This is a genomic window from Kitasatospora sp. NPDC056138 (genome assembly GCF_042264695.1).
Lineage (GTDB): Bacteria > Actinomycetota > Actinomycetes > Streptomycetales > Streptomycetaceae > Kitasatospora.
Genome location: NZ_JBHJVK010000002.1, coordinates 245,569 through 268,942 on the forward strand (window position 1 = coordinate 245,569; position 23,374 = coordinate 268,942).

At 72.4% G+C, this 23,374-nt stretch carries 23 protein-coding genes; 11 read left to right on the forward strand and 12 right to left on the reverse strand.

The genetic code is table 11. The features are described 5' to 3' along the window. The first annotated feature begins 36 nt into the window (after nt 1–36). Genes ACFC1R_RS02630 through ACFC1R_RS02645 form a run of 4 tightly spaced genes read left to right on the forward strand, consistent with a single transcriptional unit; the run spans nt 37 to nt 3,664 of the window. A complete protein-coding gene (locus ACFC1R_RS02630) occupies nt 37–1,086 on the forward strand; it encodes an ABC transporter ATP-binding protein (RefSeq protein WP_375931660.1) in 1,050 nt (349 codons plus the stop codon). Continuing rightward, nucleotides 1,070–1,987 (forward strand): ABC transporter permease, encoded by a 918-nt coding sequence (locus tag ACFC1R_RS02635; RefSeq protein WP_375931443.1) that lies wholly within the window; start codon nt 1,070–1,072, stop codon nt 1,985–1,987. Before ACFC1R_RS02630 ends, ACFC1R_RS02635 begins: the two co-directional genes overlap by 17 nt. 12 nt (nt 1,988–1,999) lie before the next feature. Beyond that, the gene (locus ACFC1R_RS02640) at nt 2,000–2,917 is read left to right on the forward strand and encodes an ABC transporter ATP-binding protein (RefSeq protein WP_375931446.1); all 918 of its coding nucleotides are present in this window, start codon (nt 2,000–2,002) and stop codon (nt 2,915–2,917) included. A 30-nt stretch (nt 2,918–2,947) separates the two neighbouring features. Next, on the forward strand, nt 2,948–3,664 hold the full coding sequence (locus ACFC1R_RS02645; RefSeq protein ID WP_375931449.1) for an ABC transporter permease: 717 nt from the start codon (nt 2,948–2,950) through the stop codon (nt 3,662–3,664). Nucleotides 3,665–3,814: 150 nt separating this feature from the next. Here the strand turns inward: ACFC1R_RS02645 and ACFC1R_RS02650 are convergent, their stop codons facing one another. The 3 genes from ACFC1R_RS02650 to ACFC1R_RS02660 form a co-directional block, all read right to left on the reverse strand. Then, a complete protein-coding gene (locus ACFC1R_RS02650; protein ID WP_375931452.1) occupies nt 3,815–4,255 on the reverse strand; it encodes an SRPBCC domain-containing protein in 441 nt (146 codons plus the stop codon). A 186-nt stretch (nt 4,256–4,441) separates the two neighbouring features. Next, nucleotides 4,442–5,671, reverse strand: a complete 1,230-nt coding sequence (locus ACFC1R_RS02655) for a CynX/NimT family MFS transporter (protein ID WP_375931455.1) — start codon at nt 5,669–5,671, stop codon at nt 4,442–4,444. A gap of 110 nt (nt 5,672–5,781) precedes the next feature. Continuing rightward, complete coding sequence (locus tag ACFC1R_RS02660; RefSeq protein WP_375931458.1) at nt 5,782–6,516, reverse strand: FadR/GntR family transcriptional regulator; 735 nt, start codon at nt 6,514–6,516, stop codon at nt 5,782–5,784. Nucleotides 6,517–6,916: 400 nt separating this feature from the next. Between ACFC1R_RS02660 and ACFC1R_RS02665 the strand changes: the two genes are divergently transcribed. Next, on the forward strand, nt 6,917–8,728 hold the full coding sequence (locus ACFC1R_RS02665; protein WP_375931461.1) for an LCP family protein: 1,812 nt from the start codon (nt 6,917–6,919) through the stop codon (nt 8,726–8,728). A gap of 215 nt (nt 8,729–8,943) precedes the next feature. On the opposite strand, the gene ACFC1R_RS02670 is transcribed toward ACFC1R_RS02665, so the two are convergent. The 9 genes from ACFC1R_RS02670 to ACFC1R_RS02710 all read right to left on the reverse strand — a co-directional run bounded on the left by ACFC1R_RS02670 (nt 8,944) and on the right by ACFC1R_RS02710 (nt 19,838). Beyond that, on the reverse strand, nt 8,944–9,792 hold the full coding sequence (locus tag ACFC1R_RS02670; protein ID WP_375931464.1) for an HAD family hydrolase: 849 nt from the start codon (nt 9,790–9,792) through the stop codon (nt 8,944–8,946). Nucleotides 9,793–9,862: 70 nt separating this feature from the next. Beyond that, nucleotides 9,863–11,140, reverse strand: coding sequence for a serine--tRNA ligase (gene serS / locus ACFC1R_RS02675; protein ID WP_375931467.1), 1,278 nt, complete (start codon nt 11,138–11,140; stop codon nt 9,863–9,865). Between the two features lie 925 nt (nt 11,141–12,065). Then, nucleotides 12,066–13,001 carry a prephenate dehydratase gene (pheA, locus tag ACFC1R_RS02680; protein ID WP_375931470.1) on the reverse strand — a complete coding sequence of 312 codons (936 nt, stop codon included), beginning with the start codon at nt 12,999–13,001 and terminating at the stop codon, nt 12,066–12,068. A 162-nt stretch (nt 13,002–13,163) separates the two neighbouring features. Beyond that, entirely contained in the window at nt 13,164–14,498 is a 1,335-nt protein-coding gene (gene efeB / locus ACFC1R_RS02685) for an iron uptake transporter deferrochelatase/peroxidase subunit (protein ID WP_375931473.1), read from the reverse strand. A 5-nt stretch (nt 14,499–14,503) separates the two neighbouring features. Then, complete coding sequence (locus ACFC1R_RS02690) at nt 14,504–16,594, reverse strand: FixH family protein (protein ID WP_375931476.1); 2,091 nt, start codon at nt 16,592–16,594, stop codon at nt 14,504–14,506. A 7-nt stretch (nt 16,595–16,601) separates the two neighbouring features. Continuing rightward, nucleotides 16,602–17,081: a copper chaperone PCu(A)C gene (locus ACFC1R_RS02695; protein WP_375931478.1), complete on the reverse strand. Its 480-nt coding sequence runs from the start codon at nt 17,079–17,081 to the stop codon at nt 16,602–16,604. A 94-nt stretch (nt 17,082–17,175) separates the two neighbouring features. Next, on the reverse strand, nt 17,176–17,883 hold the full coding sequence (locus ACFC1R_RS02700) for an SCO family protein (protein WP_375931481.1): 708 nt from the start codon (nt 17,881–17,883) through the stop codon (nt 17,176–17,178). Between the two features lie 79 nt (nt 17,884–17,962). After that, on the reverse strand, nt 17,963–18,724 hold the full coding sequence (locus ACFC1R_RS02705; RefSeq protein WP_375931484.1) for a YcnI family protein: 762 nt from the start codon (nt 18,722–18,724) through the stop codon (nt 17,963–17,965). A gap of 295 nt (nt 18,725–19,019) precedes the next feature. Next, a complete protein-coding gene (locus tag ACFC1R_RS02710; RefSeq protein ID WP_375931487.1) occupies nt 19,020–19,838 on the reverse strand; it encodes a hypothetical protein in 819 nt (272 codons plus the stop codon). Between the two features lie 229 nt (nt 19,839–20,067). Between ACFC1R_RS02710 and ACFC1R_RS02715 the strand changes: the two genes are divergently transcribed. The 6 genes from ACFC1R_RS02715 to ACFC1R_RS02740 all read left to right on the forward strand — a co-directional run bounded on the left by ACFC1R_RS02715 (nt 20,068) and on the right by ACFC1R_RS02740 (nt 23,326). Then, nucleotides 20,068–20,955, forward strand: coding sequence for an ATP-binding protein (locus ACFC1R_RS02715; protein WP_375931489.1), 888 nt, complete (start codon nt 20,068–20,070; stop codon nt 20,953–20,955). Nucleotides 20,956–21,098: 143 nt separating this feature from the next. Beyond that, nucleotides 21,099–21,368 (forward strand): LysR family transcriptional regulator, encoded by a 270-nt coding sequence (locus ACFC1R_RS02720; protein ID WP_375931492.1) that lies wholly within the window; start codon nt 21,099–21,101, stop codon nt 21,366–21,368. 135 nt (nt 21,369–21,503) lie between these two features. Further along, nucleotides 21,504–22,568, forward strand: a complete 1,065-nt coding sequence (locus tag ACFC1R_RS02725; protein WP_375931495.1) for an AMP-binding protein — start codon at nt 21,504–21,506, stop codon at nt 22,566–22,568. After that, a complete protein-coding gene (locus ACFC1R_RS02730; protein ID WP_375931498.1) occupies nt 22,565–22,687 on the forward strand; it encodes a LysR family transcriptional regulator in 123 nt (40 codons plus the stop codon). Before ACFC1R_RS02725 ends, ACFC1R_RS02730 begins: the two co-directional genes overlap by 4 nt. 153 nt (nt 22,688–22,840) lie before the next feature. Continuing rightward, complete coding sequence (locus ACFC1R_RS02735; protein WP_375931501.1) at nt 22,841–23,038, forward strand: hypothetical protein; 198 nt, start codon at nt 22,841–22,843, stop codon at nt 23,036–23,038. Between the two features lie 42 nt (nt 23,039–23,080). Beyond that, nucleotides 23,081–23,326: a hypothetical protein gene (locus ACFC1R_RS02740; RefSeq protein WP_375931504.1), complete on the forward strand. Its 246-nt coding sequence runs from the start codon at nt 23,081–23,083 to the stop codon at nt 23,324–23,326. Nucleotides 23,327–23,374: the final 48 nt, after the last annotated feature.

Genomic DNA, 23,374 nt, shown 5'->3' on the forward strand with positions numbered 1-23,374 from the left:
GCCGGGATTCGTCGTGCCAGCTCATATCGCGCGCGACTGCTGCGCACTACGTTGGTGAACGTGTCCACTGTCATCAAGACGGACGGCCTCACCAAGAGGTTCCCCCGGGTCACGGCGCTCGACCAGCTCACCGTCGAGGTGCAGCCTGGGGTCGTCGGCCTGGTGGGGGCGAACGGAGCGGGCAAGTCCACACTCATCAAGATTCTGCTCGGGCTCTCCCCGGCAACCTCCGGGACCGGCCAGGTGCTCGGTCTGGACATCGCCACCGAGGGCCCGGCCATCCGCGAGCGGGTCGGCTACATGCCGGAGCACGACTGCCTGCCACCGGACGTCTCCGCGACCGAGTTCGTCGTCCACATGGCCCGGATGTCCGGCCTCCCGGCCGCCGCCGCCCGTGAACGCACCGCGGACACGCTGCGGCACGTCGGACTGTACGAAGAGCGCTACCGGCCGATGGGCGGCTACTCGACCGGCATGAAGCAGCGGGTGAAGCTGGCTCAGGCGCTCGTCCACGACCCGCAGTTGGTGCTGCTGGACGAACCGACCAACGGCCTCGACCCGGTCGGCCGGGACGACATGCTGGCACTGATCCGCCGGGTGTACAGCGACTTCGGGATCTCCGTCCTGGTCACCACGCACCTGCTGGGTGAGCTGGAGCGCACCTGCGACCACCTGGTGGTCATCGACGGGGGGCGTCTGCTGCGCTCCTCGTCCACGGCGTCCTTCACCGAGGTGACCCAGCTGCTCGCGGTCGAGGTCACCGACCATCCGACGGACCTCGCCTTCGACTCCGACGCGGCGGTCCGCGCCAGGCTCACCGAGGCCGGGCTCTCGGTCGTGCCGGACGGCTCCCGGGTCCTGCTGGTCGAGATAAGGGACGAGGACACCTACGACACGGTCCGCGACACCGTCGCCGACCTGGGTCTCGGCCTGGTCCGGCTGGAACAGCGCAGGCACCGGGTCGCCGAGATCTTCACCGGCGACGCGTCATCCGGCACGACCCCATCCGGCACGACCCGAACCGAAGCAACCCGAACCGACGAGGCACGAGAGGCAGGAGGTGCCCACGATGTCGCTGCCTCCTGAGGCCACGGCCCACCGGACGGCTGCCGCCGACAGCGGCGTCATCCACAACATCGGCTACCGCTCGTACCAGGGCCCGCGTCTGGGCCGCTCGTACGCCACCCGCTCGCTGTTCGTGCAGGGCCTGCGGGCCGCGTACGGCCTCGGCCGCTCGGGCAAGTCCAAGGTGCTGCCGATGCTGGTGCTCGGTGTGCTGGGCGCGCCCGCCCTGGTGATCGTCGCGCTCGCGATCATGCAGCAGAGCAAGCAGCTGCCGCTGGACTACGCCCAGTACCTGTCCGCCTTCTCGCTCTTCATCGAGATCTTCCTGGCCGCCCAGGCCCCGGTGCTGATGGCCCGTGACCTGCGGCACCACACGGTGCCGCTGTACTTCTCGCGGCCGATCACCCGGAGCGACTACGTCCGGGCCAAGTTCGGCGCGATGGTCGCGGCGATGATGCTCCTGATGACCGTGCCGCTGGTGGTGCTCTACGTGGGCTCGATCCTCGGCGGGCTGCCGTTCGGCCACAACACCGGCCACTTCCTCTACGGGCTGGTGGCCGCCGCGCTGTATGCGGTGCTGTACTCGGCGCTGGGTCTGCTGATCGCCGCGAGCACGCCGCGCCGGGGCTTCGGGGTCGCCGCGATCATGGGTGTGCTGGTGGTCAGCTCGATCATCGCGGGCATCGTCTTCGGCCTGTCGGGCGGGATGCGTGCCGAGGTGCCGGACTCCGCGCACTGGGCCTCGCTGCTCTCCCCGTCGATGCTGGTGGACGGCCTGGTCAACCAGGTCTTCGGCCTGGCCGGCGACTCGCGCACGACGCACGCCCCCGGCACGTTCGGAGTGGTGGTCTTCGCCGCCGAGATCGCCGTACTGGTGGTCGGTTCGTACTGGCTGATGCTCAGCCGCTACCGGAAGATCTGAGAGGGCGTCGACATGGCTGTCATCACCATCGACAAGGTCTCCCGCTGGTTCGGAAACGTCGTTGCGGTCAACGACGTGTCCATGAGCATCGGCCCTGGTATCACCGGTCTGCTCGGGCCGAACGGCGCGGGCAAGTCCACCCTCATCCACATGATGAGCGGCTTCCTCGCCCCGTCCGCCGGTGTCGTCACGCTGGACGGCGAGGCGATCTGGCGCAACCAGCAGGTGTACCGGAAGATCGGCCTGGTCCCCGAGCGCGAGTCGATGTACGACTACCTGACCGGGTGGGAGTTCGTGCTCGCCAACGCCGAGCTGCACGGCCTGGCCGACCCGGGCGCGGCGGCCGGGCGGGCGCTCGCGCTGGTCGAGATGGAGTACGCCCAGGACCGGCGTACCGGTACCTACTCCAAGGGCATGAAGCAGCGCGTCAAGATGGCCTCTGCCCTGGTGCACGACCCGTCGGTGCTGCTGCTCGACGAGCCGTTCAACGGCATGGACCCGCGTCAGCGCCTGCACCTGATGGAGTTGCTGCGCCGCTTCGGCGCGGACGGCCGGACGGTGCTGTTCTCCTCGCACATCCTGGAGGAGGTCGAACAACTGGCCCGCCACATCGAGGTGGTGGTGGCCGGGCGGCACGCCGCCTCCGGCGACTTCCGCAAGATCCGGCGGCTGATGACCGACCGGCCGCACCGCTACCTGGTCCGCTCCAGCGACGACCGGCGGCTTGCCGCCGCGCTGATCGCCGACGGCTCCACGGCCGGCATCGAACTCGACTGGCAGGAGCGTGCCCTGCGGATCCAGGCGATCAACTTCCAGGGTTTCACCACCCTGCTGCCCAAGGTCGCCAAGGAGGCCGGCATCCGCCTCTACACCGTCTCTCCGGCCGACGAGTCGCTGGAGAGCGTCTTCTCCTACCTCGTCGCGTCCTGACCCCGCGTTCCACTGGAAGGGCTGGAACCCATGAACCGGACCGTAGCCAGGCTGACCGTACGCGGCCTGCTGGGCCGCCGACGCGGCGTCCTGCTGCTGGTCGTCCCGGCGCTGCTGCTGGTGATCTCCGTGATTGCGCGGGGCTCCGGCGTCGACAAGCACGACCTGGCCGTCAACATCCTCGGCACGCTCTCGCTCGGCACCCTGGTGCCGATCCTGGGCCTGGTGGTCGGGACGGGTGTGATCGCCACCGAGATCGACGACGGCTCGATCGTCTACCTGCTGGCCAAACCGCTGCCCCGCTGGAAGATCATCACCACCAAGCTGGCCGTCGCGATCGTCACCACCTGGGTGTTCGCGGCGGTCCCGACCCTGCTGGCCGGGCTGATCATCTACGGCACCAGGGACAACCTGGCCGTCGCCTTCACCCTGGGCACGCTGGTCTCGGGCGCCGCCTACAGTGCGGTCTTCCTGCTGCTCGGCGTGGTCACCCGGCACGCGGTGGTCGCCGGACTGGCGTACGCGCTGGTCTGGGAGAGCCTGGTCGGCAACTTCGTCAGCGGGGCCAAGACCCTCAGCGTGCAGCAGTGGGGCCTCTCGGTGGCCAAGGCGGTCGCCGCCGACGGCTCGCTGACCGCCCCGGTGGCCCTCGGCGTGGCGATCCCGTTGCTGATCGTGATCACCGTCGCGGCCACCGTCTTCGCCTCGGTCAAGCTGGCGGGGATGACCCTCGCGAGCGAGGAGTAGGCCCGCACCGGCGGAGAGGGGCGCGGCTTCCCGCGCCCCTCTCCGCCGGTGTGCCCCTCTTCCCGGGTGCCTCTTTGCCCGTGCGCTTCTCCGCCCGCCGGCTTTTCGGCCGGTTTCTCGGCCTGCCCGATCGGTCGGGCCGCCGCCGGACTACCGTCCGGCGAGGTGCTCGACCAGGCGGTCCAGGCTGGAGTTGAGGCCCGCGACCGCCTCCGGGGAGCGGTACATCGGCGGAAGGCCGGTCTGCTGCAGCACGATCTCGGTGCGCCCGTCGCCGAGATCGACCAGGCGCACGCTCCCCACGATGCTCGTGCCCTCCTCGGCGAAGGAGAACAGCTCGGGCTCCTGCACCTCCCGGAAGACCCCCTTCAGCGGGTAGCGGTCCCCCGTCGCATCGACGACCATCGTGCTGTCGAACCGCCCGCCAGCCCAGGGCTCGATGGTCACGCTGTCCAGCGGCACACTCGTTCCGACCGGTCCCCAGAAGCGGACGAACTGCTCGGGCTGGACGTACGCCGCGAACACCGTCTCGCGCGGAGCGTCGACCGTGCGGGTGATGGTGAGCTCGCCGAGGTCGCTGGTGTCGGTCATGTCGTTCTCCCACTGCTTGGGCTGTGCTGTGCGCCTGTCACGGGTGTAGACCGGACGGCAGCGCAGAACTCATCGCTCCTGGGAGATTTTTTTCGAGGTCGCTGTTCCGCCCCCGGCGTCTGCGGTCCCCGGCCGTGCAGTGTGAGCACCCGGTGTGAGCACCCCGGGGCCCGGAGTGGGCGGTGCTCAGAGCGTGCGGTTGCGGCCCGCGCCCCAGCCCGCCACGGCGGCGACCGAGGCGAGGACGAGCATCAGGACCAGCAGCAGGTCCCAGCCGCCGGTCGCCTGGCGCAGGGCACCGGCACCGACCGGTCCTGCGGCGGCGACCAGATAACCGATCGCCTGGCTCATCCCGCCCAGCTGGGCCGCACCCGCCGCGCTACCGGTCCGCAGCACGATGAAGGCCAGCGCCAGGCCGAGCGACCCGCCCTGGGCGACACCGAGCACGGCCGCCGCGACCCAGGCGCCGGAGGCCGGTGCGACGAGCAGGACGGTGATCCCGAGTGCGTTGAGCGCCGCCATCGCGACGGCCAGCCCGCGCTGGCTGGTCATCCGGCCGGCCGCCAGCGGCACCAGGAAGGCACCCGCGACCTGTACCAGGTTGCTGAAGGCGAAGACCAGACCGGCCTCGCCCCGGTCCATGCCGTGGTCGGCCAGGATCGTGGGCATCCAGGCGACCAGGATGTAGACCAACAGCGAGGAGATGCCCATGAAGAGGCTGACCTGCCAGGCCAGCGGCGAACGCCAGATCCCCTCGATCTGCCGGCCGGCCGGTGCGGCGGCCACCGCCGCCTTCTCCTGACGGGAACGCAGCACCTGGGGCAGCCAGGCGACCGCCGCGATCAGCGCGAGCAGGGACCAGATGCCGAGCGAGCCCTCCCAGCCGCCCCCGAGCGCCTTCTCCAGCGGCACCGAGGAACCGGCCGCCAGGGTGGCGCCGATCAGCATGGTGGTCGAGTAGACGCCGGTCATGGTCGCGGCCCTGTCCGGGAACTCGCGCTTCACCAGACCGGGCATCGAGACGTTCAGGACGGCGATCGCGACACCGATCACCACACACCCCGCGTACAGCGCCGCCACCGAGGGAAGCACCCGCAGCAGCACTCCGGCACCCAGCACCAGCACCGCGCCGAGCACCACCCGCTCCGTGCCGAAACGCCTGGTCAGCCGGGGCGTGAGCGGAGCGCCGACACCCTGGAACAGCACTGGGACGGTGGTGATCAGGCCGCTCGCGGTCGCGGAGAGCCCGAAGGTCCGCTGGATCTCACCGACCATCGGCGAGATCGCGGCGAGACAGGCGCGCATGTTGAGCGCGACCAGCACGATGCCGATCAGCAGCAGCGCCGGGTGGGCGAGCTTCGTACGGGTACGGACTACTGGGCTGACGACCGGCTGCTGGGCGCTGGTGACCGACATGGCGGACTTTCTCTCCGGGCAGGACAGGGCGGAAACGGGGTGAAGGGTGACGGCGAAGGCGGCTGCGGGCGCGGGGCGGTGCCGCCGCTGCTCCCGGCTGCGGCCGGGTGCTACTTCCGCGCGGCGATGGTGGCGAGCAGCTGCTCCACGGCGGCCGTCGGCTCCGCGAGCAGCTCGCGACACGCGCTCTCGGCGCGCTCGGGGTCACCGCTCTCGATCGCGTCCACCAGGGCCTCGTGGGTCGCGACGACCACCTCGGGCATCTCGTGGTCGCCGAAGGCCGTCCGCATCGACTCGTGCACCGAGGCGCCGAAGTAGCGGTACACCTCGGTGAGCGCGGGGTTGTGCGCGGCCTCCACCACGGCGGTGTGGAACTCGAGGTCGTGCTCGACCGTGGCCTGCCGGTCGGCCCGCTCCGGCTGGGAGGCGATCACCTCGGCCTCGCGGGCCAGCGCGGCCCGCATCCGTGCGATGTCCTCCGGCGTGTGCCGCAGTGCGGCGAGCCGTGCCGCCTCGGCCTCCAGCGCGGCACGGACCTCCAGGACGTCCCGCACGCCGGAGCGCTGTACGCCGCGCAGCACGGCGGCCGGGTCGCTGGTGGACCGGACGAACGTCCCCTCGCCCTGGCGCGACACGAGCATCCCGGCGTGCACCAGCACCCGGATCGCCTCGCGCACGGTGTTCCGCCCGACCTGCAGGCGCTCGGCCAGCTCGTGCTCGGTCGGGATCTTTCCGCCGACCGGCCAGGTGCCCGCGCTCAGCTGCTCCCGCAGCTGCTCGATCGTGGCGTCGACGAGCGAGCGCCGCCCGGCAACCTGAAGACCGTCGTTGTTCGCAGTGGTCATGCCGGGCTCCCTCCGGGTCGGTGACGAGTCGTCCTACAACCTGTTGCCCGGTCATCCTACAAGTACTTGCCCGGTTGTCCTACAACTGCTTGTGTGACGTTCCCGCCACGTCTCGGCGAGCCCGCTGCGCCCCTGGCCCCGCTCGCCTCCTGCTCCCGCCTCCGGAAGTCGCTCGTGAGGTGCCCGTTATGTGAGTGATCGTGCAATCCGGAGCCCGGGCAGTGACTTCGTCATGTGGCCTTTATATGCTCCGCTGAAGCTCTCTGCGGATATCTGTGCGAGAGCTGCGTACCACCGGGACGGTGGTACGGCACGTTCGGCAGGAGCCGGGCGTTGCTCCTGCATATGGCGGGTCTGCCGTGTGCCGTGTTGTTCCTGCCGTCTGGTGAAGGGTGTGGGTATGTCAGGCCAGAGGGCGGGAGCGTCCGGTCACGACGCCGACTGGTGGCGCGACGACGAACGGGGTTCCGGCCCGGGGCAGGGTACGGACGCCTCGTACGGTGTGCCCTCGCCGCGCCGCCGGTCCGCCGGTCCCGACGCCCCGAGGCCGGGCGGCCGGGCGGCGGCCCGACGTGGCAACGGCGGCGGCACCGGCGACGGTGACGGTGGTCGCGGCAACGGCGGCGGCCGTGGTGACGGCGGTGGTCGCGGTGGCCGGGGGACCGGCCGCGGTGCGCCGCGCGGCAAGCAGAAGCGCAGCAGGAAGAAGGTGATCGCCTGGGTGGCGGCCACCTCGCTGGCTCTGGTGGTCGCGGGTGGCGGTGCGATCTACCTGAAGCTCAACGGCAACATCAGCACCTTCGGCCAGGACGGCGTCAGCAAGGACCGTCCCGATCAGGGTGCCGCGGACGCCAACGGCAACCGGCCGGTCAACGTGCTGCTGATCGGCTCCGACTCGCGCAGCGGCGGCAACAAGGACCTCGGCGGCGGCGGGGACTCCGGCGCGCGCTCGGACACCACGATCCTGCTGCACATATATGCCGACCACAAGCACGCGGTGGGCATATCGTTCCCGCGCGACGCCCTGGTCACCCGGCCCGCCTGCAAGCTGCCGAACGGCAAGTGGACCAAGGAGGAGAACGGGGTCATGTTCAACTCCGCCTTCGCCGTGGGCGACACCGAGCAGGGCAACCCGGCCTGCACCCAGAACACCGTCGAGAAGCTGACCAACCTGCGGGTCGACCACACCATGGTGGTCAACTTCGAGGGCTTCGCCGCGATGACCAGCGCCATCGGCGGTGTCACGGTCTGCCTGCCGAACGCCGTCTACGAGGGCGACCTCGACCCCAACCTCGGCCACAAGGGCAAGCAGATCTTCCCCAAGGGCGAGCAGACGGTCCAGGGCCAGCAGGCGCTGGACTACGTCCGGCTGCGGCACGGCGTCGGGGACGGCTCGGACATCGGCCGGATGAAGCGCCAGCAGGCGTTCCTCTCCGCGCTGATCAAGGACGTCAAGGGCAAGGGCATGAGCCCGACCAACCTGCTCCCGCTGGCGGACGCCGCGACCAAGTCGCTGACCGTCGACGAGGCCCTGGGGTCGGCGGACAAGCTGCTGTCCTTCGCGCTGTCGCTGAAGAACATCGACCTGCACAACATCAAGTTCATCACCACCCCCTGGAAGTTCGAGGGGGCCCGGGTCGCCCTGGTCCACCCGGACATCGACCAGCTCTTCGCCGCGCTGAAGGCCGACCGCACGCTGGACGGCGAGGACGCGAGTGCCGGTGCGAGCGCGAGCGCGAGCGCGAGCCCGTCGGCCGACGCCGCCACGTCCCCGGCCGCTACCGGCCAGGACCAGGCCGCGCCCGCATCGGTCGACGGCGTCGGCATCCGGGTCGGCGTCTACAACGGCACCACCACGCCGGGCCTGGCCACCACGGCGGTGACCAGGCTGAAGGACTCCAGGTTCACCGTCACCGTGACGACGAACGCCTCCACGCAGAACCACGCCACCACCTCGGTCCAGTACGGCCCCGGTGACAAGGCCAAGGCGCAGACGGTCGCCTCGCTCTTCCCCGGTGCCACTCTGGAGCCGGTCACCAAGGCGGGCATCAGCCTGGTCCTCGGCAAGGACTACGCGGCGGGCAACGGCGGTTCGGGCGCAGGAGCCGCCGCCGCCGGCGCGAGCGTGGCCCCGGGCCCGCTGCCGACCAGCGTCAGCGGCGATGCCCGCTCGGCCGACGACGACCCGTGCAGCAACGTCTCGTACGGCTGACCGGCGGCTGAACGCACGGACGGTGCCCCTCCTTCGGGCCGCAGGGCTCGGAGGAGGGGCACCGTCCGGGTCTGTTCGGGAAGCAGGCGCGCGGCTCACCGGGTGGTCGATCGCCGCCCGACCGGCAGGTGGTCCAGTCGGCAGCCGGAAGCCGGCCGAGTAGCGGCGACCTGCGACCGGTGACCTGCGACCGGTGACTGGTGACTGGTGGCCGGTCAGCCGGCAGCCGGGAAGAGCCGCTCCAGGACGAGGGCGACGCCGTCCTCGTCATTGCTGACGGTGACCTCGTCGGCGACCGCCAGCAGCTGTTCGTGGGCGTTGGCCATGGCCACTCCGTGGGCGGCCCAGGCGAACATCGGCACGTCGTTGGGCATGTCGCCGAACGCGATGGTCTGCCGGGACTTCACCCCGAGCCGGTTGGCGGCGACCGCCAGGCCGGTGGCCTTGCTGAGGCCGACCGGCAGCAGCTCCACCACGCCGGGCCCGGCCACGGTGACGCCGACCAGGTCGCCCGCCACCTGCTGGGCGATCTGCGCCAGCGCGTCGTCGTCGAAGTCCGGGTGCTGGATGTAGAGCTTGCTGATCGGCGTACCGAGCAGCTCGGCGGCGTCCACCCGGACGATCGGCAGGTCACTGCCGATCTGCAGCCGGTACCCGGGACCGGCCAGCACCGCGCCGTCCAGGCCGTCCTGGTTGGCGGCCACCGCGAGTGGGCCGACCTCGGCCTCGATCTTGCCGAGTGCCAGAGCGGCGAGCTTCCGGTCCAGGGTGAGCGAGGTGAGCAGCCGGTGCTCGCCCGCGTGGTAGACCTGGGCGCCCTGTCCGCAGACCGCTATCCCGGTGTAGCCGATCGCGTCGAAGACCGGGCGGGCCCAGGTGGCCGAGCGGCCGGTGACGATGATGTGCAGCGCCCCGGCGGCGACGGTGGCCGCCAGCGCGGCGCGGGTCCGCTCGGAGACGGTCTCGGCCGAGTTCAGCAGGGTGCCGTCCAGGTCGGTGGCGACCAGCCGGTAGGGCAGGTCGCCACCGGGGGAGACGTCGGGTCGGTGGCTTGCGGTGCTCATCTGCCGTACGTCTCCAGGGGGTTACGTGCTTACGTCCGGCCCGTGCGTTCCGACTGCCGGACGGTGGTGCCTACTTGACGGGCTCCAGCACGGTGCGTCCGCCGAGGAAGGGGCGGAGCGCCGCGGGGACGACGACCGAGCCGTCGGCCTGCTGGTGGTTCTCCAGGATCGCCACGATGGTGCGCGGGACGGCGACCAGGGTGCCGTTCAGCGTGGCCAGCGGGCGGACCTTGTTGCCCTCCTCGCGCAGTCGGATGGAGAGGCGGCGGGCCTGGTACTCGGTGGTGTTCGAGGTGGAGGTGACCTCGCGGTACTTGCCCTGGGTCGGGATCCAGGCCTCGATGTCGAACTTGCGCGCGGCCGAGGCACCGAGGTCGCCGGAGGCGACGTCGATCACCCGGTAGGGCAGTTCGAGGGCGTTGAGGAAGTCCTTCTCCCACTGGAGCAGGCGGCGGTGCTCGGCCTCCGCGTCCTCCGGCGTGGTGTAGACGAACATCTCCACCTTTTCGAACTGGTGGACGCGGATGATGCCGCGGGTGTCCTTGCCGTAGGTGCCCGCCTCGCGGCGGAAGCAGGACGAGAAGCCGGCGTAGCGCAGCGGCAGCTTCTCGGCGTCGAGGATCTCGTCCATGTGGTACGCGGCCAGCGGGACCTCGCTGGTGCCGACCAGGTACCGGTCCTCCTCGGGGAGGTGGTAGACGTTCTCCGCGGCCTGGCCGAGGAAGCCGGTGCCGTCCATGGCGGCCGGGCGGACCAGGGCCGGGGTGATCATCGGGATGAAGCCGGCCTCGGTGGCCTGCGCCATCGCCATGTTGACCAGGGCGAGCTCCAGCAGCGCGCCGACACCGGTCAGGTAGTACGAGCGGGCGCCGGCGACCTTGGCGCCGCGCTCGGTGTCGATCGCGCCGAGGATCTGGCCCAGCTCGACGTGGTCCTTGGGCTCGAAGCCCTCGGCCGCGAAGTCGCGCGGGGTGCCGATCTCCTCGAGGGTGACGAAGTCCTCCTCGCCGCCGACCGGCGCAGCGGGGTCGATCAGGTTGGCGAGCGAGCGGACCAGGCGGTCGGCCTCTTCCTTGGCCTCGCTCTGCTCGGCGTCGGCGGCCTTGACCGCGGCGGCCAGCTCACCGGCGCGTGCCAGCAGTGCGGCCTTCTCGTCGCCCTGGGCCTTGGGGATCTGCTTGCCGAGCGTCTTCTGCTCGTTGCGCAGTTCGTCGAAGCGACTGCCCGAGGACCGGCGCCGTTCGTCGGCGGAGAGGAGGGCGTCGACCAGGTCGACGTCCTCGCCACGGACGCGCTGCGAGGCGCGCACTCGGTCAGGGTCCTCACGAAGCAGGCGAAGGTCAATCACGGGGCCAGCCTACCGGGGAGGGGAGCGCTCTCAGGAACCGGTTTTGGCGCGTCGTGGCCGTCGGCTTCCGGCCGTTGCACGCTGTCGGCCGTGTCGCGGTCCGTCCGGTTGTCTGGGATCCTGCCTCCGGCCCGGCGGCAGGCGGTGCCGGGGCGCGGAACGGTGGCGCCGGAGCCGGTGCTCCAGGCCTGGGGATAACTTGCGCCAGCCTGTGGATAACTGCTGTGGACGGCCGTCCCGGACCCGGCTTCGGGCGCTCTGTCCACAGGCTTGTCGCTGGGCCTGTGGATGGTTGGACGGTGAAGGTTCTCGGTGTAACCGACCGAGGAATTGAGGTTTCAAACCTCGGTTCGCCTTCTCGGGTGAGGGAATTCGCTCACCCGAACAGGTGATTTGATGGCAGAAGGGTGACTCTGGGTCGATTAGTCACTCCTGGTCGCCTACCCGACGATCCGACCGGCCCTGTAGATGGATAAGCCGGTTTGTCGATTCATCCCCGGTCCTGTGGATAACTGTGGATAACTCGGCGGCCCTCGGGTCTGTGGATGAACGGTCAAGCCTGTGGATGGTGCCGACCGGTCGGGACGCCGGACCGGGTCGCCGAGCCGTACCGGCTGCCGCAGCGCTCGACCGACTGCGCGCGCCCGCGTGCGACCGCACGGGTGAACTGTCCGGCGTGTCGAAAAACGACCGAATTGGACTAAACAGCACCTGATTTGTCCGAGTTTTCCGTAAAAGTGATCGCAACTGATCGGCGGTTGCGATGCTCGCGGAGTGGATCGCCGCCGGGTGGACACCACGAGTGGCTCTCGCCGGGCACGCCTGCTCGGCACGCCTGGTAGGCACTCCGGGTCGGCAGCCGAACCGGACAGGCCGGTGCGGCTGGTCGGTGCGGCGCGCCGTGCGGGCCGGTCCAGCGGGTGGGTCAGAGCTCGCCCCGGCCGTCGAGGCAGCGCGAGAGCCAGTCGGCGGCCTCGCTGAAGTCCCCGTCCCGGGTACCGGGTCGCTGCGGCGTCGCGGCACCGTGGTCCGCCCGGGGGTACGAGCCGAGGAACCGCACCTGCGGGCAGATCCGCCGCAGGCCCATCAGGGCCTCGCTCACCCGCCGCTCGCTCAGGTGGCCCTCACAGTCGATCAGGAAGCAGTAGTTGCCCAGGCCCTCGCCGGTCGGCCGGGACTCGATCCGCATCAGGTTCACCCCGCGCACCGCGAACTCCTGCAGCAGCTCCAGCAGCGCACCCGGGTGGTCGTCCGGCAGCCAGACCACCATCGAGGTCTTGTCCGCACCGGTCGGCGAGGAGACCCGCCCCGGGCGGCCGACCAGCACGAAGCGGGTGGTCGCGTTCTCGGCGTCGTGGATGTCGTTGACCAGGACGTCCAGGCCGTAGATCGGGGCGGCGAACTCGCCCGCGAAGGCGCCGTCGTGGCGGCCCTCCTGGACCAGCCGGGCGCCGTCGGCGTTGGACGCCGCCGACTCCCAGCGCGCGTCCGGCAGGTTGGCCGCGAGCCAGCGGCGGACCTGGGGTTGCGCCACCGGGTGGCTGGTGACGGTCTTGACGTCCGCCAGCGTGGTGCCGGGGCGGACCAGCAGCGCGAACGCGATCGGGAGCAGCACCTCGCGGTAGATCATCAGGGGCTTGCCGGAGGCCAGCTCGTCGCTGGTCGCGGTCACCGCGCCCTCGACCGAGTTCTCCACCGGGACGAAGGCCCCGGCCGCCTCCCCGGCCCGGACGGCGTCCAGCGCGGCCGGCACCGAGGCGACCGGCACCAGTTCCCGGGTGGCCGCCTCGGGCAGCGTGCGCAGGGCGGCCTCCGTGAAGGTGCCCGCGGGCCCGAGATAGGTGTAGCGGGTGGCCGACATGCCGCCTCCGTGCGAAAGGGGTGGTGCGTGATCGTGCTCGACGTGCCACCTTAGCCAGTCCGGCTTGAGGGCCGCGCCGGATTCCGAACCGTGAACAGCCCTGCGGGACGGGGCCGCCCGGTGGGCTCCCCGCTCCGCGCGGCTGCGGGGAGCCCCGGGGGGTCAGCCCTCCAGGAGGGCCTGCCCCACGTAGCCGCCCTCCTGGGCGCCCGGCAGGACGGCGTACAGTCCGCTCGCCTCGTGCCGCAGGAAGCGGGAGAGGCTGTCCCCCCGGGAGAGCCGCCGCTGCACGGGTACGAAGCCGCGTGCCGGGTCGGCCTGGAAGGCGATGAACAGCAGTCCGGCGTCGAGCGAACCGTCCGGCAGCAGCCCGTCCTGGTAGGAGAACCCCCGGCGCAGCATGGCGGCCCCGCTGTTGGAGGCGGGCGCGGCGACCCTGATGTGGGCGTCCACGGGTATCGCGAGCAGCCCGTCGTCGTTCTGCTTCGCCAGGTCGACGGGGGTGGACTCGGTCCCGCCCGAGAGCGGCGCGCCGTCCGCCTTCCGGCGGCCGATCACGCGTTCCTGACGGTCCGTCGGCAGGTTCTCCCAGTTGTCCAGGAGCATCCGGATCCGCCGGAAGACCACGTACGTGCCGCCGGCCAGCCAGCCGGGGCCGTCGGCGAAGACCTTGGCGGCGAAGTCGGGGTCGGCGGGCTTGGGGTTGTTGGTGCCGTCCAGCTGCCCCATCAGGTTGCGGGCGGTCATCGGGCGGTCGGTGGCGCCCGGCGTCCGGCTGAAGCCGGACATCTGCCAGCGGAGCGCGGCCAGACCTGCGGCCTGCTGCTGGAGGACCCGCAGGGCGTGGAAGGCGACCAGTGCGTCGTCCGCGCCGATCTGCACCCACAGGTCGCCGTCGCTGCGGGAGCGGTCGATGGCGTCCTCGGGGAAGTCCGGCAACGGGGCGAGTTGGGGCGGGCGCTGGGCGGTCAGACCGGCCTTGTCGAAGAGCGAGGACCCGAAGCCGAAGGTGACGGTCAGCGCGCAGGGGCCCGCATCCAGCGCTATCTGGTTCTCGTGCGCCCCGGCTTGCTCCCCGCGCGTCAGCAGTGCGGCGGTCTCGGACCAGTTCTTCAGCAGGCGGCGCAGACCGTCCCGCCCCGCGCCGGGCGCCAGGTCGAATCCGGCGAGCTGGGCGCGCGCCTGTGCGGGCTGGACGATCCCGGCCTGGTGCGCCCCGTGGAACGGGACGGCCGCCCGGCCGAGCTGCCGGGCGCTCGCCGCGCCGCCCGCGCCGCGTTGCGCGCCGAGCGTCCGGCTGCCGAGCACACCCGCTCCGGCGCCGACCGCGAGGCCGGCACCCGCACCGCCCAGCAGGGCGCGGCGGGAGAACCCCGCGCCGGCGGGTCCGTCCGCGGGGACGTCGGTGGGGACGTCAGCGAGGCCGTCAGCGAGGCCGTCCGCGGGGGCGGCAGCGGGCTCGTCGGTCCCTGCGGGAGGTGAGATCTGTTCGGTCATTCCGTTCACCCGATCTTGAGTGACTTGACCTCGGTCGACTGGTCGATGTCCGAGGAGCGGACCGTCACCGACACCACCCAGTCGCCCGCGAGCGGCAGTTGGGCCGTTCCGGACCAGCGGCCCGGACCTTCGGCGTTCAGCGACGCGGGCAGCGGGCCGAGGTCCCGGTCGGGCAGGGTGAAGGCCAGCTGCAGCTCGGGCACCTCCGCCGGCTTGCCCGAGGAGTCGTCCAGGCTGAGCTTCACGGTGTTGGGGCCGGTCGAGGCCGGGCTGAGGGTCACCGTCGCGGTGCCCTTGGCGTTCGGGGTCCGGCCTCCGGTGTCGTACGGGATCCTGAGCTCGACGGTCTTCCCGGGGACGCTGGAGGCTCCCGGGGCGCCGCTGTTCGCGGGCGCCGTCGCGCTGCTGCCGGTGGCGGCCTGGGCGACCCGGCCGGGCGGGGAGTTGGTCAGCATGGTGGTGACCACCAGGACGACCACCGCGACGGCGCTCTCGACCAGCACCGACCGGCGCAGCCCTGCCCGGGCCGGCGGTCCGTCCTGGGTCCGCTGGACGGTGGCCGTCCGGCGGGCCGCCTGCTGACGGGCCAACTGCGCCTGCCGTACGGGGTCGTCGGCCTCGTCGGCCGTGCCCGGGTCCGTGGGGGAACCGTCGGCGCCGTCGTCCCTGACGCTCGCACCCACGCTGACGGAGGCCGTGACCTCGGCGTCGGCGGCGTTCCCGGCGGATTCCTCGGCCTCGGCGGCTTCCCCCGTGCGCAGTCGGGCGACCCAGGCGCGGGAGATCCAGGCGACGCCGACCATCGCGACCACACAGCCGATCTTCACCAGCAGCAGCCGTCCGTACTCGGTGTCGACCAGCGCGCCCCAGGAGCCGACGCCGCGCCAGGACTGGTAGAGACCGGTGGCGGCGAGGACCGAGACGGCGCCGAGCGCGAGCTTGGAGAAGCGCTCGACGGCGGCGACCGGCAGGCCGTTGCGCAGTCCGGCGACCAGTGCGGTCAACCCGCCCAGCCAGAGCGCCATGGCCAGCAGGTGCAGGATCCCGAGGGGCAGGGCCAGCCAGACCTGGATGCCGACCGCGGCGTGGTCGGCGGCGGCCCAGGTGGCGGCCAGCGCCGTGGCGAGGACCAGGCCGGCGATGCCGAGGCCGAGCCGGGCGTCCCGCTGCGGCCGGGCCGCCGCCAGCTGCTCCAGCCGGCGCAGCTCGTCCTCCTCCGCGTCCCCGGTCGGTTCGGCGTCCCCGGTGCGGGCGGGGCCTTCGGCGGCCTTGGTGGCCTCGGCGCCTTCGGTGTCGTCCGGCGCCGATGCGTCGGACTGCCCCAGCTGCCCCACCAGCAGCGAGAGGAACACCCCGCCCGCCGCGAGCAGCAGCAGCCGCGAGGAGAGCGCGGTGCCGATCCGCTCCTCCAGCGTGCTGCGCACCAGTGAGAGGTCGAGGGCCACGCTGATGCCGCTGCCGCGCTCATAGGGGCCGCGCAGCAGCAGGACGGCCACGGTGGCGGCGAGCAGTCCGATCCAGCCGGTCATCAGCAGCCGCTGCACCGACCGCACCGCCGCGCCCTTGGGCCAGCAGATCAGGACGAAGGCGGCCACGCCGGCGAGCAGTGCGAAGGAGGCGTACGCGACCACCCGGCCGAGCCCGTAGACGGCGGCGACCAGGCTGTCGGCCTTGGCGCTCTGCAGCGCCCCGGTGGAGACGGAGGTGGCGGAGGGGGCGCCGATCGAGAAGGTGAAGGCGCCGCCGACCGGGTGGGAGTCCTCCGAGACCGCGCGCCAGGCGACGGTGTAGGTCCCGTTGGGGAGGCCGCTGTTGAGCGAGACCCTGGCGGTGTCGGTCCTGCCGTCCAGGTGGCCCGGGTCACCGGCGTCGACCTGCTTCCCGGCCGGGCTGAGCACCCGGACCGAGTCGGAGGAGAGCGAGACCTTCTCGCTGAAGGTCAGCGTCACTGCGGCGGGCGCCTGCGGGACCACCGAGTTCTGGGCGGGGTCGGTGGTGACCAGCGCCGCGTGGGCGGCGGCCGGCCCGGCCGTGCCCAGCAGCAGCACGAGCGCGGCACCGAGGGCCGCCACCAGCGCGCCGAGTCTCTTCAACATGTCGCGGTCAGCTCCCCGGTCGGTAGGTGAGGGGTTTGACCGGCACCTGGACGGAGATGGTCTCCCCCTTGGCGAAGGTCAGGTCGAGTTCCAGGCGGTCGCCGAGGGCCGGGGCCTTCTCCCAGCCCATGATCATGAGGTGGTTGCCGCCCCGGTCCAGCGCGAGCGTGCCGTGCGCGGGCACGTCGAGGGAGTCGACCTCCTGCATGGTGCTGTCGGTGGAGCGGTGCATGGTCACCGACGTGGCGGCCGGGCTGGACACCTTGACCAGTTGGTCGGCGGCTCCGCCGGTGTTCTTGACGGTCAGGTACCCGGCGGCCATCCCGCCGGGGGTGGCCGGGAGCGGGATGTAGGAGTCGGCGACGGTCAGCACGGACTTCTGGACGCCTGCGCCGCCGCTGCCGCAGGCGACGAGTATGGTCCCGGCGGTGAGCACGGTGGCCACCCCGGCGCCGATCAGTGCGCTGCGGCGGAACTGGCTGCTCATCGGGCCGCCTCGGGCCGCCCGGTCGGCCCACTGCAGCGGGTGGTCTCCCCGTGCCCGGTGATCCCGCCGCACCCGGCCGCCGCACTGCGCCCGGTCACGCGGGCACGCCCTTGGCGAGCAGCGGCAGGTCGTGCTTGTAGGTGTCGACCGAGCTGTTGCTCAGGTAGAGCACGTGGGCCTTGTCGTCGGAGGGCATGAAGGCGAGCACCTGGGCACCGTGGCTGGAGGTGACGGTGCCGTCCTTGTTGACGATCGGGTCCTCGACCATCACCCCGAGCGTCCTGGCAGCGGCCTTGACCTTGTCGAGGTCGCCGGTCAGCCCGATGAAGTTCTTGCCCATCGAGTCCAGCCAGGTGCGCAGCACCTTGGGGGTGTCGCGCTCGGGGTCGGTGGAGACGAAGACCACGTCGATCTTCTTCTGCTCCTCGGGCGGCAGCGCGGCCATCGCGACGCCGATGTCGCCCATGGTGGTCGGGCAGACGTCGGGGCAGCTGGTGTAGCCGAAGAAGAGCAGCGTGGAGTGCCCGGCGGTCTGCTTGCGCAGGTCGAAGGGCTGGCCCGAGGTGTCGTCGAGCACCAGCTCGGGCTTCTCGAACTGCTTGGACAGCACGGTGCCCTTGTAGGGGGAGTTGCTGGTCTCCTTGACGACCTTGGCGGCGCCGTCGGTGCTGCCGCCGCTGGAGCCGCAGGCGGTCAGGGCGAGGCCGGCGGCCAGCCCGAGGGCGGCGGCGCCGAACGCCCGGCGGGTGGTGCCCCGGGAGCTGGTTGTGGCGGTGGTGGTTCCGGCGGTGGGACGTGGCATGGCGGTAGGTCCGATCGTCTGCGTGGGGCTGCCGGGCGGGGGCCGCGCCGTGGTGCGCGCGGCCCCCGCCCGGCCGGTCTCAGGAGGCGGTGTCGCTGCTCTTGCGGCGCAGGCCCGCGACACCGAGGGCGGCGCCGATCACGCCGACCACGATGCCCACCACACCGAGCGTACGGGCGGTGGAGTCCGAGGACTTGGCGGCCTGGCTGTCGGTCTTGTCGTCCTGCGAGGCACCTGCGGAGGCGCCTGCGGAGGCGGCGGCCGAGGCGCCGCCGTGGTGGTCCCCGGCGGCGGCGGGGGCCTTGGTGAGGGTCAGCGTCGGGGCCGGGTGGGCCGGCTCGGCCTGGCCTTCCTTGGCCTCGTCGATCCAGCGGACGACGTCGCCGTTGTCGTACGTCTGGAGCGCCTTGAAGGTCAGCTTGTCGGTGTCGGCCGGCAGGGCGCCGAGCGAGACCTTGAACTCCTGGAACTGGCCGGGGGCGATCTTGGCGCTGTCGTCGGCGGTCCAGGTGATCTTGGAGACGGCCTCGGTGATGTCCTGGCCGTGCGACTTCAGCGGCTTGTCGAGCTTCGACTTCTCCAGGACGGCGGTCCAGCCCGGCAGCGGCAGGACGCGCACCGAGGCCATCGGGTGGTCCATCGGCAGGTTGACCTCCAGCTTCAGGGTGGAGGCGGTGTCACTCTCGTCCGGCACCCGGAACGCGACGGCGGTGTAGTCGCCCTGCTGGGCGGTGCCCGGCTGCACGGTGACGTGCGCGAACGCCGGGACGGCGAAGGCGATCACGGCAGTGGCGGCGGCAGCGGTGACACCGGCGATCCGGCGAGCAGAGGTGATACGCATCGGGGTGATCTCCAACGGAGAGGGGCGCGTGCGCGGGCCGCAGCGGCGGCGCACGGGCGCGGGGGCTGTGGGTGACGACGCCGTGACGCACTGGTGGCGTACGGCCGCGCCGCTGGTGACGTACCGGGTGCGTACGGTCCGTGGACTCGGGCGGCGGGCTCGTACGGGTTCGTACGGCTCGCACCGGTCGGGACTCGTGGCGCTGCACGGGACGGGGCGGCGCGCGGGCGCGCCCGGAGTTCTCCGCCGGTCCGAGAGCCACGGTTGAGGCCGTGACGGGAGGAGGAGCGGGAACTCAGCGCGCGAAGGCCGCCACCGGCGGACCCCGCCGGATCACGCTGTGCCGCAGCGCGGCGGTGACCGGCAGTCGCCAGTCCTCGGCCCGGCCACGGGTGCACCGGGCCGGCTGCCGCTCGGCGGCGGCACCCAGCAGCAGTGCCGTGAGCAGCGCGAACGCCGTCCGAAGGGGCGCGGCGCACTCCTGTGCCGCCGTGGCCGTCACCTGGAGCAGCCGCCACAGCGCGGCCTCGCCGCGCCGCAGCCACCAGCCCGCCACCACGGCGGCGGCGAGGTGGCCCAGCAGCATCGAGGGCGTCAGCCCGAAGAGTGCCTCGTGCGGCGCGGCCGAGTACGCCTGCGGATCGAGCCCCGCGGCACTGACCAGCTGCTCGGGGGAGTAGTCCAACGGGACGACGGTGAGCCCGGCGCGTCCGGAGTCGTCGCAGATCAGCCGTCCGGCCACCTGCGGCAGCGTCAGTGGGCCGCCGTCACCCGCACCGGTGTGCATACCGGCCATCGCGGCATGCGAACCGACGCTGTGGAAGAGGAGGTGCAGTCCGAGCTGTCCGGCGCCGAGCGCGGCGGCGATGGCGGGCAGCGAGCGCTCGCGTCCGCCGAGCAGGGCCGCCGGCAGGCAGACCGAGGCGAAGCCGAGCGCGAGGGCGGGCAGGGTGACGTCCCCGCCGCCCACCACGGCGTGCCCGGCCGCCGCGATCAGCGTGCAGACCAGGGCGAACGGAACCGCCCGTGCCACCCGCAGGTCCCAGGCCGCGGCCGGTACCCGGGTATCCGGGGCGGCGGCGCCTGCGCGCGGGGCGGCGTGGTGGTCGGTCATGGCCGGGACATCATCTCACCGCCTACAACGGCGGCCCAGAGAGGGGGCGCCAATGCATCAGATTGGCCCGTTCGGCCCCGGCGTGCGAATCGCGCGGTGCGCCGCCCGGCACAGGCTGCTGCCCCCGTCCATCCGCCGAACGGGCGGTCCCGGACGCAGCGCACGGTTCGCCGTGGGATCGTCCGGAGATACCTAGTTCTAGTGGAGCCGCAGCCAGGAGGGACCTCCCGTGGACATCTGGTGGACTCTGCACCTCAAGCGCGACCCGGCCAGCGTCCCGCTCGCCCGGCGCATCCTGCTCAGCGCGATGGACACGGCCGGCGTCGATCCCCAGGTCGCGCACGACCTCGGGGTCGCCCTCACCGAGGCCTGCGCCAACGCCGTCGAGCACGCGGTGGGAGGACGGCCCGAGGACGGGTTCCAGGTGACCGCCTCGATCGCCGGGGACCGGCTGCGGGTCGAGGTGGTGGACTCCGGTCCCGGACTGCCCGGGTCGGCCCTGCCGCCCGCGCTGCCCGCCGCCCCGGTGCTGCCCGCATTGCCGGCCGCTCCGGCTGCGGGGCCGGCCCTGCGGTCGGGGGTGATGCCGTCCCTGCCCGCTCTGCCGAGAGCGGTGCCCGTGCTGCGCCGGGCCCCTGTGTCGCCCGCCAGGGCCGTCCGCCCGGCCGCCGGCCCCCGGCGCGGCCGCCGGGGGCGGGCCGCCCTCTCGGTGCCGGTGCTGACCGCGCACCGTCCCCGGCGAACCGACCGGCCCGCGCCGTACGACACGCACGTCCTGCCCTGTCCGCCGCTCCGCCCGTCCGTCGGGCCGGCGGACGGGCGGAGCGAGCTCCAGGAGGCGGCGGGCCCTCCAGGAGGATCCGTGGTCTCCGGGCCCGCCGCACCGGCCGGGGCGACGGCAGCGCGGTCGGAGTCCGCTGCGCCCGACCAGCCCGTGTTCGACCAGTCGGGGCCCGAACTGCCCGCGCTCGACGCGGAGAGCGGACGCGGGCTGTTCCTGATCCATGCGCTCACGGACCACGTCCAGCTGCGGAACCACCCGCTGCGCGGAGCGATCGTCAGTTTCGACAAGATCCTCAAGCGGCGCGACGGCTCGCTGCTGCGGGCGGTCTCCTGAGCGCTCGCACCCCCGCCCCCGGGCGGGAGCGAGGGCCGGGAGCCGGGATTTCTGCGAAGGCCCACACAAATACTAAAAACAAACCGCCTGAATGGTATTATCTGCGCGATCGGCCCACCGTGGTTGCAGGAAGGAGCCACGTCGTGCAGCTGCAGCAGTTGCGCGCGTTCTGCGAGGTAGCGGCCCAGCTGAGTTTCACCAGGGCAGCACGGAACCTCCATTACGCCCAGTCGAGCGTCACCGCCCAGATCCAGCGGCTGGAGGAGGCGCTGGGGGCCCAGCTCTTCGACCGGAGCTGTCGTCAGATCGTCCTCACCCCGGCGGGTCGCCGCCTGCTGCCGTACGCCGCGCAGATACTCCGGATGGCCGATGCCGCGCACGAGCAGGTGGCCGCGGCGGCGGCGCGTCCGTAGCCGGCTGCCGGAGGGCGTCGAAGCCTCCGATCCGGAGCATAAACAGCGCAGTGAGTATGTTTGTCTTTTGGCGAGGGAGCCAGGACGGTTCCCCCGTCGGCCGACGCGACCACCACACCCAGAGGCGAGCGCCCCATGACCGACACCGCCACCCCGGAGCTCACGCGGCCGGATCTCCCGGGATCAGAGCTCGCGGGACCGGATCCCGGCACCCTGGGTGAGGCGCTGGTCCGCGCATCACGGGTCGGGAATCCGGAGGGTCTCACCTTCATCCGTCCGGACGGTACCGAACTGCGGCAGACCTACCTCCAGTTGCTGATGGAGGCGTCCCGGGTGCTCGCCGGTCTGCGGGCGGCAGGGGTCCGGCCCGGCGAACGGATCGTCCTCCAGGTCGCCCGGGCGCCCGAACTCCTCGCCGCGTACTGGGCCTGCGTCCTCGGCGGCTGCGTCGCCGTACCGGTCGACGCGTCCGGCGGAGGTGCGGGCGGTGACATGGCAGGCGCCGGGGGTCCGGGCGGCGCCACGGCCGGGCGGCGGACGGCGGCCGAACGGCTGCACCGGGTCTGGTCGGCCCACGGCGCGCCGCGCGTGATCACCGGTGGCTGCCAGGAGATCGCCCCCGAGACCGCCGCCGACCCGCGCTGGCACCATGCCTGGCTCGGCGACACCCGGCGGCTGCTCGCCAACGTTCCCGACCAGGACTGGCACCGGCCCGACCCGGCCGACCCCGCCGTCCTGCTGTCCGCCCCGGGCTGCGCCGACGGGTCCGGGACGGTGCTGCTGAACCACCGCGAGGTGCTCGAACGCGCCGCCGCCACCGCTCGGGCCCGTGGCCTCGGCCGGAGCAGCCGGACCTTCAACCGGCAGCCGCTGCACCGGATCGGCGGGCTGGTCGACTTCCACACCAGGGACGTCCTCCTCGGCTGCCACCAGATCCATGCCGATCCCGCGTGGGTCCGCAGCGACGTCACCGATGTCACCGACGTCGCTGACATCGCCGGCACCGCCGCCGGGTCGGACGGCGGGCGGGGCGAGTGTGCCACCGGGCCGAGTCCACAGCCGGGTTCCCCCCGATGCACGGTCAACGAGGCGTCGGGCGCGGGTGGTTCGAAGTCCGGCCGGGTCCTGGGGCTGCCGGAGCCGCCCGGCCGGCCGCAGGACGTGCTGCGGCCGCGCCGGGTCCGCACCCTGGCCGGATGACCGACTGGGATCTCCGCAGGTTCCGGGTGCTGCAGGCGTTGGACGAATGCGGGACCGTGACCGCGGCGGCCGAGCGGCTCCGGTTGACCCCCTCGACGGTGTCCCGACAACTCGCCTAGCTCGCACGCCAGTTGGGTGCGCCGATGCTGGAGCCGTACGGGCGCCGGGTGCGGCTCACCAGTGCGGCCCGGTTGGTGCTCGGCCATGCCGAATCGACATCGCCAACTACGTCGGAAACGCCGCCGGCTGGGTGGCCCTCCAGGGCCGCGACGGTGACCGGGGAGGCGGAGTGGTTCGAGTTGCTCCCGCCCACCGGGCTCCAGCCGGATGCCGTGCACCGCCTGCTGGTCCCCCGGGTGCGACCGGCGACCCACGTCCGGCTCGACGTCCTCCCGGACCGCGGCGTCGCCCGGCTGCGGCTGCGGCTGCGGCTGCGGCTGCACGGCAGCCTGGTGCCTCCGAAGGCGTAGCCCGCATTGCCCGGTTCCGACGGGCTTCGCACCATGGTGATCATGATGCATCTGATGCGAGCCGAGTACGGTCCGGGCGGTCGACCGGACGGAGTGAAGACCTGGCACATCGTGGCCGAGCGGGAGGTCACGGCGATGTGCGGGCGCGAGCTGGACCCCGGGGCGGAGACCAAGGACACCACCCACTGGAGTGACAACCCCTCGCTCTCCTGCCACACCTGCGGCGCGCTCCACCTCCGCGAGTCCCCGTACCTGCCGTCCGAGCACGAGGTGCCCGAGCAGCCGTAGTAGCCGCTGTGGCCGCCGCGGCCGGAGCAGCCGGGGCGGGCACCGCAG

Excerpts from the sequence above, each read along its gene's own strand:
- ACFC1R_RS02650 (WP_375931452.1), bottom strand. The coding sequence starts at position 4,255 with ATGACCGACACCAGCGACCTCGGCGAGCTCACCATCACCCGCACGGTC.
- ACFC1R_RS02655 (WP_375931455.1), bottom strand. The coding sequence starts at position 5,671 with ATGTCGGTCACCAGCGCCCAGCAGCCGGTCGTCAGCCCAGTAGTCCGT.
- ACFC1R_RS02725 (WP_375931495.1), top strand. The coding sequence starts at position 21,504 with ATGACCGACACCGCCACCCCGGAGCTCACGCGGCCGGATCTCCCGGGA.
- ACFC1R_RS02635 (WP_375931443.1), top strand. The coding sequence starts at position 1,070 with ATGTCGCTGCCTCCTGAGGCCACGGCCCACCGGACGGCTGCCGCCGAC.
- ACFC1R_RS02705 (WP_375931484.1), bottom strand. The coding sequence starts at position 18,724 with ATGCGTATCACCTCTGCTCGCCGGATCGCCGGTGTCACCGCTGCCGCC.
- ACFC1R_RS02660 (WP_375931458.1), bottom strand. The coding sequence starts at position 6,516 with ATGACCACTGCGAACAACGACGGTCTTCAGGTTGCCGGGCGGCGCTCG.
- ACFC1R_RS02740 (WP_375931504.1), top strand. The coding sequence starts at position 23,081 with ATGATGCATCTGATGCGAGCCGAGTACGGTCCGGGCGGTCGACCGGAC.
- ACFC1R_RS02645 (WP_375931449.1), top strand. The coding sequence starts at position 2,948 with ATGAACCGGACCGTAGCCAGGCTGACCGTACGCGGCCTGCTGGGCCGC.
- ACFC1R_RS02665 (WP_375931461.1), top strand. The coding sequence starts at position 6,917 with ATGTCAGGCCAGAGGGCGGGAGCGTCCGGTCACGACGCCGACTGGTGG.
- efeB (WP_375931473.1), bottom strand. The coding sequence starts at position 14,498 with ATGACCGAACAGATCTCACCTCCCGCAGGGACCGACGAGCCCGCTGCC.
- ACFC1R_RS02670 (WP_375931464.1), bottom strand. The coding sequence starts at position 9,792 with ATGAGCACCGCAAGCCACCGACCCGACGTCTCCCCCGGTGGCGACCTG.
- ACFC1R_RS02700 (WP_375931481.1), bottom strand. The coding sequence starts at position 17,883 with ATGCCACGTCCCACCGCCGGAACCACCACCGCCACAACCAGCTCCCGG.
- ACFC1R_RS02730 (WP_375931498.1), top strand. The coding sequence starts at position 22,565 with ATGACCGACTGGGATCTCCGCAGGTTCCGGGTGCTGCAGGCGTTGGAC.
- ACFC1R_RS02695 (WP_375931478.1), bottom strand. The coding sequence starts at position 17,081 with ATGAGCAGCCAGTTCCGCCGCAGCGCACTGATCGGCGCCGGGGTGGCC.
- pheA (WP_375931470.1), bottom strand. The coding sequence starts at position 13,001 with ATGTCGGCCACCCGCTACACCTATCTCGGGCCCGCGGGCACCTTCACG.
- ACFC1R_RS02710 (WP_375931487.1), bottom strand. The coding sequence starts at position 19,838 with ATGACCGACCACCACGCCGCCCCGCGCGCAGGCGCCGCCGCCCCGGAT.
- ACFC1R_RS02690 (WP_375931476.1), bottom strand. The coding sequence starts at position 16,594 with ATGTTGAAGAGACTCGGCGCGCTGGTGGCGGCCCTCGGTGCCGCGCTC.
- ACFC1R_RS02640 (WP_375931446.1), top strand. The coding sequence starts at position 2,000 with ATGGCTGTCATCACCATCGACAAGGTCTCCCGCTGGTTCGGAAACGTC.